The sequence below is a fragment of the Tenacibaculum agarivorans genome, from assembly GCF_001936575.1.
Classification (GTDB): Bacteria; Bacteroidota; Bacteroidia; order Flavobacteriales; family Flavobacteriaceae; genus Polaribacter; species Polaribacter agarivorans.
In genome coordinates, this window is record NZ_MSMP01000002.1 from 142575 (window position 1) to 156400 (window position 13826).

A 13826-nucleotide genomic window follows, 5' to 3' on the forward strand; every position below is an offset into this window, starting at 1 on the left:
TGTAATTTTTAATAATATAGATTATTGACATTGGTATGTGGTAGATGGATTACAAGATGGAGTACCTGCTAGCGATAAATGCACATAAACTCCATTGACATACTCGTTAGCACTGTTCAGATCTTCATGAGAAGCAGCAAATCTCCTAGCTTCATCAGCGGTAAGATTTTTTTCAAATTTCCACCAATATCCTTGATTATTTCCATCATGACATTGTGAAAAAATATTGATCCAAATACTAGTTCCCCAAGTGCTTAATTGACCAGGTATTTTGATATTTTTAAAAGCCAATTTTCCAGATGTAATAAAGGTGCTATTGGCAATATATGGAGTTAAACCATTGTCTACACAAGCTTGAAATCCTTGACCAGAATTGTTAGCGTCTCCAAATCCACCGAAAGTGATCCAGTATCTAAGATCAACAGGAGGGAATGCGAATTTTTGCCCGTAAGGAATAGAACGTAATTTATTGACATCAGTCCATACATGACTTTGATATTGTGCATCACTTGGATGTACATATGGAGAATTATTACCACTCATTTGTACATTTTCCACACTTCCTAAGGGTAGATATAAGTTATCGGTATAATCCCATTGTTGAGCTAGGACGATAAGATTAGTTAGAAAGATGCATAAATACACTACTTTTTTTAGTTGTTTCATGATTTAAAAATTATGATTGTTAAATTATTTTAAAACAAGATGATCAGTCTTGTAAACAATTGTTCGTGTATAGGATACTGTTTAAAAAAAAGGTTACCCTGAAAAAAATAAAAAATATAATCTGGTTGAAGTAGGGAAGAAGTGTATTAAAAGGGAAAAGGCCATCTAAAATATAGATGACCTTTTCTTATCGTGATTTTGAAAAAATAAAAAGTTACTTTTTAATCAGCTTGATTCTAGACAATATTTCGCCATTTTCATCTGTCACATTTAGTATATAAATTCCAGGTGAAATAGCACTTACATCGATCTGACCTTTTTGTTCTTCATTTAATTGGAATGAAACAGGCTGTGTAATAGTATACCCAGATAAAGTATGAATTGAAGCTTTCAAATTCATAGTATCTATAGTTTTAAAGCTATTATTTGTACGATCTTGTAAAGAAACAGTAGCAATATCTACCACAGGGTTAGGTGATATTTGACCTACTAATGTTTCAGGTGCAGAATTGTCATCAATTACAGTAAAGGTTACAGTTACTGCAGTTCCAGCAGGTCCTCTACCGAATACTCTACTGTAAGGTGTAGCTGTTACTGTATTTAATCCTAAAGGAAGACGAATAGGGGTGAAGTTACCAAAGAAATCACCTCCTATAGAATAAGGAGCAAAGTTTTCTACATTGTATCTTTTTCTATCATTAAAATCAAATACAACACTTCTTGTATCAGCTCCTTCAGTATTTGCTAGAATAGAGAAACGATTTGCTGAAAAATCAGAAAGATTAATAGTATCTCCATCGTTAAGAGGTCCTATAGGTTCATTGGTGCTAGCATTAATTAACGTTAAACTAGTTACCACTGGAGCGTCACTATCTATTACTTCAAAAGTAACAGTTGCAGATTCACCATTATCTCCGCCTGCGTTATCTTCTCTATAAGGAGTAACAGTAATGCTATTGGTACCAACTGTAAATGGAACTCCGAAATAATTAGTTCTTCTAAATGTTATATCACCATTTAAAGTGTATGGAAGTCTATCTTCAGTATTAAAACCAATTTGATCATTAAAATCGAATACTACACTTTCAACACGAGATCCTGCAGTATTGGCAATAACAGAAAAACTATTTCTTCTGTAATCTGCTAAATCGATAATATCCCCTTCATTCAAAGGACCAATAATTTTATTTGTACGAGCGTCTACTAGAACAAAATCAGTAACTGTTGGTGGGTTAGAATCAATAACTTCAAAATTAATACTCAAAGGAATACCAAATTCTCCGCTTCCATTTTTGTCAATAAAAGGAGTAGCGGTAATACTATTATTACCAAAATCAAGTGCTACACCTCTATAGATTCTTCCATTAAGATCACCATTAAGTGAAAATGGAGCAAAATTCTCTACTTTAAAAGGTACTTCTTCATTAAGGTCAAATACCACACTACCTGCATCAAAGTCTCCTATGTTAGCAACTACACTAAAATTATTGATACCTTGATAGTCATTAAGATCAATAACATCACCTTCATTTAAAGGACCAATTTCTTCATTAGTAGTAGCATTTATAAGAGTAAAGCTAATTACTTCAGGAGTATCAAGTACTTCTAAAGTAACAGGAACTGTAAGCTCTGAAGTAATAGGATCATTACTACTAATAAGAATACTAGAATCGTATGTAATACCTGCTTCCAAACCTACGGCAGAAATCTCAACAGGAACTTCAGCAGAAGCACCAGGCTCTACACTTCCCATAACAGGAGGTAAAAATGTAATTGCAAGTTCATTCGTTAAAAACTCTGTATTAAAGATAACTTGTAAACCAGCTTCTCCACCAGGACCTTCTAAACCAACAGTTGAACTTGTACTTATTTCAGAGTCTACATTTTTATACTGCATTTTAATAGTACCATCTTTAAACAGGATGATTTGGAAAGTTACTGGGGCTTTTGGTGGCGATGTTCCAAAACCAGGAACTTCTTCATATTGCACTATAAAGTAATCATCAAAAGCTTGGTAGAATACACCACCTCCATTTTGTGGTTCTATATCATCCCATAAACCTGCAATTAAAAAGTTTGGATTAGATGTAGATGGAATTTGTTGATTTAAGAATGCACCAAACGTAGCTGTAATTGGAGTAAATGTTAAGAACCCATTAGCTGCTATAATAATACTTTCTTGATCTTCACCAAAGAAATTAAAAGGGAAAGGTAAATTAACAGTTTCATCACCATCTGCACCTACATTAGCTTGTGTACCTGTAGCACTAATATCTATAAAATCATAAGCAGGTCCACCAGTATTGCTATCCAACCAGATATATCCGAATGTTCCTGGACCACCACTTTCATTTAAAAATTTAGGGCCTACTCGGTTATCGGTTTGTTCTTTACTTATAATTTTTTCTTCATATTCTATTGTAGAATACCCAGGTGTTCTTGTAGCTAATGAAGCTCCTGTAGAAAAAGGTAAATTGATTAGAGAGTAGTTTAAAACACTATTACCATTGTTTTCTATAGTAACAATTTCAGTAGTTGTTTTTTCTCTTCGTAATACTAAATCGAAATCTTCAGGAATAACATTAATTACAGGAGGATCAACACCAACTCCACTCAAAGGAATTTGTACAGATTCGTTACCAAAAGCATCGTTACTTGTAATCAATAGGTTATCTAAAATTGATCCAACTGTAGAAGGAGCAAAATTGATTGTTATTGATTGACTTTCACCAGGTAAGATGGTAGTAGAGTCTGCAATAAAACTAAAGTCAGAATTTTGAGAACTTAGGTCAAATTCTAATGCTTTGTTTCCTGTGTTTTCTATCAATAAATCAGTACTACTTTGTAAACCAACAAAAATAGGTTCGAAAGTAATAGTATCTCTAGCAACTTGAATTTCAGGGAATCCTTTAACAGTTAACTCAATAAGTGATGTACTTTTTGAAGTGTCTGGTGAGTTACTAGAAACAACTAGTTCATCAAAATAAACGCCATCATTTAAATTTGTAGCATCTAAAGTAACACTTAAATTTCTAGAGCCTCCAGCAGGAACAATACCTGATATTGGACTTACTGTAGAAATAAAATTAGTTAACCCAACCGCAGGTTTTATAAAACGTACGGCTAATCCATTTTTTATATATTCTGAATTAAATACTACTTGAGCACCGTCAGTTGCATCAGCATTTTCAATACCTACCGTAGCAGAAGTAAGGAAAGGCGCAGTTTCAACATCTTCATAATATACATCGATATTTCCATCAGCATGTAAAACAATTTGGAAAGTAACCGTTTCATTGGCTGAACCTAAAAATACAGATGCATTGGTCCATTGTACAATAAATGTATCTCCAATGGTTTGATAGTGAACAGCACCATTGAAGTTTTGAGGTTCTAGGTCGTCCCATAAACCAGCGATCATATTATTTACACTATTATCTACAGGAATTTGACTGTTGATAAAGGTAGATGTTGGAGCTTCATCAAAAGTAATAAAACCATTAGCATTTATAGTTGCATTGGTATATGATACTCCATAAAATTCAAAAGGAAAACGTAGAGGAATGCTAGTACTTCCATCACCACCAAGATCAGCAGTAATTTCACTACCTGTACCTGAAATATCGATAAAGTTATATACAGGACCACCATTTTCATCACTATCTATCCAACGATAACCAAATCCATTATCAGTACCTAAACTAAATAAAACTTTATTACCAACTCTCGTATCTTTAGCTCCTTTTTGAGGATTAGTACTTGAGAATTCTAGAATACGTGTATCATTTAATTGTACATCAGGTTTAGCTAGAGCTGCAGCTACAGCAAGATCTGGAAAAGAGAATAGTAAAGGAGCTTTACCGTCATTTCTTAAAGAAACTTGAGTATCTACCGTTTGACCACTATCAGCAGATGCTGTAGCAGTTTCAGGAGTTAAAACAGCAAAAGGAGGTTCTACACCTACACCATTAAGAATAACCAGTAAAGTAGAGGCGTTAGCAGCATCACTGGTAACAGTGATTATACCGTTAATATTACCTGTTGTATTTGGAGTAAAATTAACAATTACATCAATAGCCTCTCCTGCAGGAATTACGGTAGTTGGTGATGTCACTACAAAAGATTCACTATCTGAAATTATAGAACTAATATTAATTTGTTCCAAACCTGAATTTGTAAGTGTAAAGGTTTTTTCTAATTCATTTCCAATAAAGACATTGTTGAATAAAATCAATTCATCAGACAACTCAATAAAAGAAGTTTGCCCTGTTACATCTAGGTTGGTTGAAACAGTAGAAGTAGGAGTAACAGGATCGTTACTAGAAACAATAATGTCAGCAGTATAGTTTCCGTTAGCTAAACTTGTAGCATCAAAACTAGCTGTTACTTCTAAAGACTCTCCTGGTGCAACTGTACCTTGAGCTGGTTGTATGCTAAGATAGTTATTTGTTTGAATGCTTAGTGCTCTGGTTAAAAAGACGAAATCTACGGTTCCATAAGTAGCCCCACCATCATCACTGACAAAATAAGTATTAGGTCGTACAGGAGCACCATCATCTATACCTTGTGGGAAGTTGATTTCTCCAGAATATTTATATACCACCCAGAAAGTATCCCCGCTAGAAAAATTAAATTCTTGATTTAATGTTTGTATGGCAAAAACACCGTCAGTACTAGTTTCTGTAATGACTTGAGATGTTAGTAGCGTACCATCGGCAGGAGTATTGCCGCCTTCATAAATTTCAAGAATTATTGGATCTGATGATGTTTCAGTTCTGTATGCATTTCGTATAGCGGAAAGTGTAAAATCTCTATCTACATCAAATCTAATAGCTGTAGTTGCTGGAGTTCCATTATTAAAACCAACAAAATCATCAGGGAATGTTTTTCCTGTATCATAAGCAATAGAATCAATAATTGTTGCATTATTTTCTAAAGCTTTTTTCTTTAATGTTGCTAATGTAATACCAGATTTAGAGGCTTTTTGTAGCTGATTATCAATATTGTTTTCTACACCATATTTGGATAAATCAATAGAAGCTAAAAGATTATTGCTAGTAGCGCTTGTAGGAGGAGTAAATGTAATACTTCCAACAGCAGTTGTAAAATCTAAATTAGCTTGTCCAGTATTAGTAATAATAAAGCTTTCAGTTTTTACAGGAGGCACATCGGTTTGCGCATCTATTGCTAAAGTTAATGAATTTGGAGCAATAGCAATTGTGGGTGGAGAAACTACGGTTAATGATACAGGAATGTCTATACTAGGATTTGTAGTGTCATTACTAGCAATATTTATAGTAGCGTTATATTCACCAACATCTAAAGTTCGGGTATCGAATTTTACAGCTAGTGTAGTTTCTGATCCAAAATCAACAGAACCATTTACAGGTGAAACAGATAAGAAAAAAGCATTAGCATCACCATCTGTAATTTCAACATTATCAACGTCCATACTAGAATTTGCGCCTTCTCTTTCTGTTAATAATACAATTTGTTCTATTTGGTTAGTAGCAGCTCTTCCACTGTAAATTAATTCATCGTCGAAGAAGATATTCATAGCTGCATCATCTCTATCTACTACTATACGTATATTAAAATATCCTTCAGGAGTCGTTGTATTGATTCTTGTAAAAGTACCTATATCATCATCAAAAATATCGATAGTATTGTCCGGGTTAAAACGAACTCTGGTGTTAACTAATTCAGCAGAATTAGATTGAGGAATAAACTCCCAAGTGACACCACTACCTTGAATATTAATATCTGCAGACGCCACCATAAAAGGTTCAGATCCTGGAGTTATAGAAGGAGTAAATGCTAGTGCTCTTGTGGTACTACCATCTGATTGTAGTTGTATTGCTTTTTCACCTTCAAAAGGATTTGAATCTGTAACAATCCATGTATTTGGTGTAATTGACCAACCCAATTGTCCATCTAAATCACCCAGGTTATAATCTTCAAAGTCAGCAGCAAATAAATTTGTCACTAAACGATTAAATTTATTGTTTAAGGTTACAAATTGAGCTTCTTTTTTTACTAAAAGAGAAGAGTTGTTGATAGATTCTACCTTGACCCCATTGTTACGAATAAATTCATTAGTTTTTAACGCTTTAGTTGCTATAGTTGGTTGTGGAAGTCCATTAACAGTAACTTCATAGGTTAACACATCATCTCCTGTATTTTGCACAATTAAATTACGAGTTGTAATATCCAATTGTTGTAAAGTTTCGTTAAAAGATGTGGGATTTACTACAATTTCAGGTGCTTCGGTACCATCTAAAACTCTAATATTTATAGGGATACTTATAACTTCAGTAAAACCGTCTATAGTTATATCTACGCTTTCTTCATATATACCCTTTTCAACACCAACTGTAGTTAATTCTATTGCAAATGTAGTAGTTTCACCACCAGCTAATGTGAAACCATTGGTACTTAATGAGCTAATAATAACAGGGTTTGAACTTGTAGCGACTGTAACTGTTACTGGAGCATCAGAAGTGTTAGTTACTGTAACTTCTTCTGAAATTGTTTGTTCAACATTAAGTTCATTGGTAATTTGGTTAGGAACTACAGTAATAGGTGCCTGTTCTGCTAAAACCCATCCCATATCTCTGAAAAAACCACGAGTAATATCTCCTATATCGAAGTTTGATTCTGCACTTCCAATTTGAGGACTCATCAAAGAATTAGGGTCTCCAGGAGGAAAAGCTGCTTCATCCCAGTGCGCAATACTAGAACCACCTTGAAAAGGATTTGGAGCAAATAACTCAGGGTTTGTACCATTTAGAGCGGCTACAGCAAATCCACCGTTTACAAATACATCTCCGCTAGTGTAAAAATTACCTAATTCCGCAGAAGGGTTAGGTAAATCTAATACTGAATTATTTTCTCCGTCAACAACAAAAGTGTCAAAAATGAAAGGATTTCCACCATTGTTTATACTACCAACACCACCACTAACATTTCCGCCATCTATAAATCCCAATCCGTGTCCTGCTTCATGCAGAGCTACAGAAACAAAATCAAATAGTCCAGCAGGTGTATTACCATCGGTACCAAAATACCAAGGAATTCCATTTCCTAGATTGACAATTAAATCAAATTCTTGATCTGGAGCTAAATCTTCACCAGCAATTGAATTTGCAAGAGCAATAGGGTAAAATACATTAGGCTGAGGTGCACCAGGAAAATTACTAACCAATGTTGATGGACCAGCTGAAGCTAATACTCCAGCACCTAAGTTTGCAAATTCTGCTGAAATTCGAATAGGAACAGAAGAAACAATTTCTTCAGCCCATATAGCTAATGCAAAATCAAAAGCAGCTCTTGCTTCAGGGTTTGCTTGAGCACCAGGTCCATAAGTAACTATAATTTCAGCTGTAGCATTTCTTCTTGTAAAAGTACTTTTTCTTTCAGAAGCGTGTTTCATTCCCATTCTAGAATGCATATCTTCAAATTTAGCAGGACAAACAACCTGTACACCAGGCATTCGTTGCATTTTTTGAGCTTTTAAATTCAGGAAAGAAAAATAAAATAATAGGAGTAGTAATACCATCCTATGGTTAGATGAAGGCAATAGTTTATCCTTCATCAATAACAGGTAGTTGTTAATCATGATATTTGATTTATAAGGTTAATTACCGATCAAGGTACGGAAAATATTTGATTCTTAAAAAAGCTAAGTTTTTTACTTTCAGTGTTTTCAGAGTTTTTGAAATTGAGTTGTTAAAATCCTAGAATTTGAAGTATGTTGAATAGAAGAGTGTATTGGTAGAAATGAAGAAAACTTAATTGATTTCTGAAATAGGGATGTTTAACGTTATTCTAGTTCCTTTACCTTCCTCAGAATTTAAAAATAATCGACCATCAATATATTTTATACGTTCTTTCATAAAAGTTAATCCCATTCCACCTTTACCATTTTTTACATTTTCAGAATTGAAACCTTTACCATTGTCATCAATAGTTATACTTAAAATATTCTCACTATGAGATAGAGAAACTAAAATATGGGAAGAATTAGCATATTTTATAGCATTGTTAATCGCTTCCTGAGTAATTCTATAGATATTAATTTCGGTTAGTGAATCTAAACGTAAATTGAAATCAGTTCTATTTACAAATAAGATATTTTTTTCAGTAAGTTTAGCAAGTTCTTTAGTAAGTTTAGTTAATGCTGGAACCAATCCATGATCAGATAATTCCGATGGCATTAAATTGAAAGTAGCAGTACGTACTCCTTTTATAATATCGCTTGTTTGTTCTTTTAACTGCTGAACTTTTATTTTAGTTTTGTTTATATCTTCAGGATTAATGCTTTCTAAGTTAAATTTTAATCCCGTAAGCATTTGACCAATACCATCATGCACATCTTTAGCAATTCTACTTTGCTCTTTTTCTTGATTTTCTATGATTTTTTTTGAAATGATTTTTTGTTGATTCATTTCTTCATCAAATCCTTTCTGTTTTAAATGATCCACTTCTAATTGTACCATTTTTTTATCAGTAATATCAGAAGCAATGATTAATAATTCAGCTTTTTCATTAGTAGGATTATAAGGAATGATAGCCATTTCAAGCCAAATATCCTTTGATTTATTGCCGTTAATGCTTGCCTTAACTTCACCTTGCCAACCTGTTTTTTTATTTTTGTAGATCAGTTCTTCAATTTGGCGTTGTTCATTTTCGACTGTAGATATTACATTCCATAAGAAATCAGTATTGAATTTAGATTGTTTAAAAAATCTTGAGAATCGATCTCCCATATGAATAATAGTTCCATTAGGTAAAATTCTGGCAGACAATAATGTATTGTCCATGGCTCTACTTAAAGCTTTTAATTCTTTTACAGATTTTTCTTTAGCAGCACTTAACTCATCAGCATCAAAAGCCATTTTTTTAGCTAGTTTTTCAGCTAAAAGTAGGTCTTTTAAGGTGGCTCTTACAGATTTTGCTGTGGGCCAAAAGATGAACAAAAATTCAGCCAACAATATTAAAAGTGTAGTTATCATGAGTAAGAGTTCTAAACGTCTTAACCAATTAACCTTTGCATTAGCTTCAGTATCATATTGATTTACAATATCGTCCATCATGATTAAGAAGTCTTTTTCTTTTGCTTCTATGGTTTTTACTTTATGGCTGTAAACCTGATTTTCGGAATTCTGATCTAGCTCAATTTGATTTATTATAGATTGTACGGCTTGTTGTATAGTATCAAAAACGGGATTGATCGCCTTGAATTTTTTAATGATAATCTTGCTATTCTTTCCAGGTAATCCTAAAGAATCATTTCCATTTTGTAATGATTTATGAGATAATTCCCATAAACTTAATGTTTGTTTTATTTCATCTTTTAAATGAATTTGAGTTTGAAGGTCTGATTTAGAAGATAAAGTAACTACTTCTTTAGTAAGTTTTTGACTTAACATACGCTGACGACCTGCAATATTAATTACAGTAGAATCACTCTGTTGATCTTTTAAGTGTTTTCGAATTAAAAACTGACTAATAATCACAGAAACCGCAATAGTACTTAAAGCAAGTACGTACAAACGACTTAATTTATTAAATGTGTGTTGATCTAATGAATGAAAATTTTTAGTCATTCTTTAACAATAGAAAATTCTTACATCATTGCTTTCTTAAGTAAAGACAAGCTTTTGTCAGAAAATTTAATTTTTAATGCTTCCTGTTTTCCTTTTTCAGACATTTTTACCAATGTCTTTTTAACAATATCAATTACTTTATCATCATTGTGCTTTGCTGCAAATTCTTCAAAATAAAAATCTAAAAACACCAAACAAATTACGTCTTCAAGTGTTTGCGATTCTTCATTTTTTTTGATTTGCTTTTTTGAAATGATAAAAGCTACTCGTTTAATAAATTCTTCATCATAACCCACTTGTTCTAGTATTTCAGAAGTAACCTTTGCGTGCATTCTTTTCAATTGTTCTCTCCATTTTAAATATCCAACTCTGTCCATTGGATATTCACTTCTAGGTATAGACCAACGGCAAATATGTTGTGCCCTAGCTGCTAGTTGTAGTGCCTTAGATGCATTTGGATTGAATTGCAATAGTTTTCTAGACATACGTTGAGAATACAATAGCTCTTTAGAAAAATTGATAGTCTCAACGACATAAACATTTGGATCTTCTGCATTTTTTTGATCGATTAACGCTATCGCTGTCTCAAAACGGGTTGGTTTCATGTATTATTTTTTAGTCTGAAAAACCAATATACACATTTTCTTGATCTATTTTTACAGGATAAGTAGCAATAGCTTCTAAATCACCATTTAAATTTTCTCCACTTTCTAAAGAAAATGTTTTTTTATGTAACGGACACGCAACTTTTGGAGTTCCTTTTGCATCGCCAATCATACCTCTAGATAAAACCATTTCCATTTTATGCGGACAAATATTTTGGCAAGCATACCATTTATTTGACCTAGTAAAATTAAAAACAGCAATTTGTTTGTTTTTGTATTTTACACAAGCCCCACCATCAGTAGGGAAATCGTGAATGGATGCTGCTTTAAACCAAACTTTTACGTCTTGTAGTTTGGTAGTTTTATACTTTTCTAAAGCTTTTTCTATATTTTGTGTATTTATTAATTCCATGGTTCAGGCATTTTTTGTTCTCGCATTGGTACAAAAACTAAGTTATCATCTTCTTCTTCGCTATTGACAAAATGACTAAAACGTTTCATCATTTCTGGATCATTTATGGCTTGTGTCCATTCACATTTAAATTTATTAACTAGGGTTTGCATTTCTTTCTCTAAATCTTCAGCTATACCTAATTTATCCTCAATAATCACTTCTTTGAGATAGTCTAATCCACCTTCTAATCGTTCTTGCCATGCTGCAGTTCGCTGTAAAGGTTTAGCAGTTCGCATGTAAAACATTAAGTAGCGATCTAAGTACTTAATTACGGTTTCATTATCGATTTGTTCAGCAAATAGTTCAGCATGACGTGGATTAGCACCTCCATTTCCACCTACGTATAAGTTCCATCCACCTTCAACAGCAATTAAGCCAAAATCTTTTCCACGAGCTTCAGCACATTCACGGATGCATCCAGAAACTCCTCCTTTTATTTTATGTGGTGCACGAATTCCTCGATAACGATTTTCAAGTTCAATACCAAAACTCACACTTTCATCCATTCCATACCTGCACCAAGTAGATCCTACACAAGTCTTTACAGTTCTTAAAGATTTTCCGTAAGCATGACCACTTTCAAAGCCATGACTGATTAAGTCCTTCCAAATTAAAGGTAATTGGTTTAAAGTAGCACCGAATAAATCTACACGTACACCACCTGTAATTTTAGTGTATAAATCATACTTTTTGGCAATTTGACCTAAAGCAATTAGTTTATCAGGAGTGATTTCTCCGCCTGGTACTCTGGGTACAACTGAATAGGTACCGTTACGTTGAATATTAGCTAAAAAACGATCATTAGAATCTTGAATAGCATATTCTTCATTCGCCGTGTCTGCATTTATAGTGGCCATTAATGAAGCAACAAGAGGTTTACATAATTCGCATCCATGTCCGCCATTTCCATGATTATCCAATACCTCATTAAAAGTTTTATAGCCTTTTACTTGAATAATTTTATATAAATCTTGTCGGTTATAATCAAAGTGCTCACAAATATGATCTTTCACAGTAATACCTAAAGACTTCAATGTAGCATTGGTTAAATCACTAACCATAGGTTTACATCCACCGCATCCTGTTCCTGCTTTAGTACAGCTTACAACTCCTGCTAAGTCTGTTGCTTCTCCATCTTCAATACTCTTACATATTTGTCCTTTGGTGACACTCTCACAAGAGCATATTTGTGCTTCATCAGGTAAATCCATAACATCTCCAAATGCAGCCCCACCATCACTTGCTGGTAATATCAATTGTGCAGGATCTTCAGGAATAGCCATTCCATTTAAATAAATTTGATGAAGCATACTATAGTCAGAGGCATCGCCAACTAAAATTCCGCCTAATAATTTCTTACCATCATGACTAACATTGATTCGTTTGTATAAAAACTGTGTTTTATTTTCAAAAATGATAGAATGTCCTTTATCGGCAGGCATAAATGGTTCACCAAAACTAGCCACATCTACACCAATTAATTTAAGCTTAGTAGACATATCTATATGTTGGGCCATTAAAGATTCTTCAGTTCCTAAGATTTGATCTACTGCAACAGCAGCCATATCATAACCTGGCGCAACTAATCCATAAATCATTTGATTATATAAAGCTACTTCTCCAATGGCATAAATATTAGGGTCAGAAGTTTGCATTCTATTATTTACAATTATACCGCCTCTTGTTCCCATAGCTAAATCACAAGTTTTAGCTAATTCATCTCTTGGTCGGATACCTGCTGATATAATTAACATGTCTACAGCTAATCGATCGTCTTCTCCAAACTGCATTCCTGTAATTTTACCATCACCTAAAATTTCACTAGTTGCTTTACTCAAATGAATTTGCAGCCCGATAGATTCTAATTTTAATTGTAATACTTTACTACTTCTACTATCTAATTGTCGAGGCATTAATTTAGGAGCAAATTCTACTACATGTGGTTCCAAGCCCATGTCCAAAACTGCTTTACCAGCTTCTAAGCCTAGTAAACCGCCTCCTAAAATTGCAGCTTTGGCATTTGTTTTTTCTTGATTTAGTTTTTCAGCATAGGCTAACATACCTTCTAAATCTTCGATAGTACGATATACAAAAACTCCTTCTTTTTCTACTCCCTTAATATTTGGGACAAAAGGAACAGAACCTGTTGCTAACACTAAATAATCATAAGTATAATGTGCATCGTTAGCTGTGGTTATGGTTTTAGAACTTCGATGAATATCAGTAACACGAACATTGGTAACTAATTTTATATCATGTTCTTCATACCAAGATCGAGGAGCCATTTCTAAAGCTTTGGCATTTTGATTTTCGAAATACTCACTCAAATGAACCCTGTCATATGCTGGTCGAGGTTCTTCTCCAAAAACCGTAATCTTAAACTCTTTTTTATTGGCCTTTTCAACAAATTTTTCACAAAACTTGTATCCAACCATACCATTTCCTACAACAATAATGTGTTTCATAAAGATGAATTTGAGTTTAAAATTAAGT

General features: G+C 33.4%; 6 protein-coding genes. All 6 read right to left on the reverse strand.

All coding sequences use genetic code 11. From position 1 onward, the window contains the following. Nucleotides 1-21: 21 nt before the first annotated feature. The gene (locus BVC87_RS02310) at nucleotides 22-666 is read right to left on the reverse strand and encodes a hypothetical protein (RefSeq protein ID WP_075340737.1); all 645 of its coding nucleotides are present in this window, start codon (nucleotides 664-666) and stop codon (nucleotides 22-24) included. 214 nt (nucleotides 667-880) lie between these two features. Then, nucleotides 881-8284, reverse strand: coding sequence for an Ig-like domain-containing protein (locus BVC87_RS02315; protein WP_083629203.1), 7404 nt, complete (start codon nucleotides 8282-8284; stop codon nucleotides 881-883). A gap of 172 nt (nucleotides 8285-8456) precedes the next feature. Beyond that, on the reverse strand, nucleotides 8457-10274 hold the full coding sequence (locus BVC87_RS02320) for an ATP-binding protein (RefSeq protein WP_075340739.1): 1818 nt from the start codon (nucleotides 10272-10274) through the stop codon (nucleotides 8457-8459). 20 nt (nucleotides 10275-10294) lie between these two features. Then, nucleotides 10295-10879 (reverse strand): DUF4202 domain-containing protein, encoded by a 585-nt coding sequence (locus BVC87_RS02325; RefSeq protein WP_075340740.1) that lies wholly within the window; start codon nucleotides 10877-10879, stop codon nucleotides 10295-10297. A gap of 10 nt (nucleotides 10880-10889) precedes the next feature. After that, on the reverse strand, nucleotides 10890-11291 hold the full coding sequence (gene nirD, locus BVC87_RS02330; protein WP_394331625.1) for a nitrite reductase small subunit NirD: 402 nt from the start codon (nucleotides 11289-11291) through the stop codon (nucleotides 10890-10892). Continuing rightward, nucleotides 11282-13798, reverse strand: a complete 2517-nt coding sequence (gene nirB, locus BVC87_RS02335; RefSeq protein WP_075340741.1) for a nitrite reductase large subunit NirB — start codon at nucleotides 13796-13798, stop codon at nucleotides 11282-11284. Before nirB ends, nirD begins: the two co-directional genes overlap by 10 nt. Between the last annotated feature and the right edge of the window lie 28 nt (nucleotides 13799-13826).

What these genes read in the sequence shown, in the direction of transcription:
- nirD (WP_394331625.1), bottom strand. Translation starts at nt 11,291, where the DNA reads ATGGAATTAATAAATACACAAAATATAGAAAAAGCTTTAGAAAAGTAT.
- BVC87_RS02315 (WP_083629203.1), bottom strand. Translation starts at nt 8,284, where the DNA reads ATGATTAACAACTACCTGTTATTGATGAAGGATAAACTATTGCCTTCA.
- BVC87_RS02325 (WP_075340740.1), bottom strand. Translation starts at nt 10,879, where the DNA reads ATGAAACCAACCCGTTTTGAGACAGCGATAGCGTTAATCGATCAAAAA.
- BVC87_RS02310 (WP_075340737.1), bottom strand. Translation starts at nt 666, where the DNA reads ATGAAACAACTAAAAAAAGTAGTGTATTTATGCATCTTTCTAACTAAT.
- nirB (WP_075340741.1), bottom strand. Translation starts at nt 13,798, where the DNA reads ATGAAACACATTATTGTTGTAGGAAATGGTATGGTTGGATACAAGTTT.
- BVC87_RS02320 (WP_075340739.1), bottom strand. Translation starts at nt 10,274, where the DNA reads ATGACTAAAAATTTTCATTCATTAGATCAACACACATTTAATAAATTA.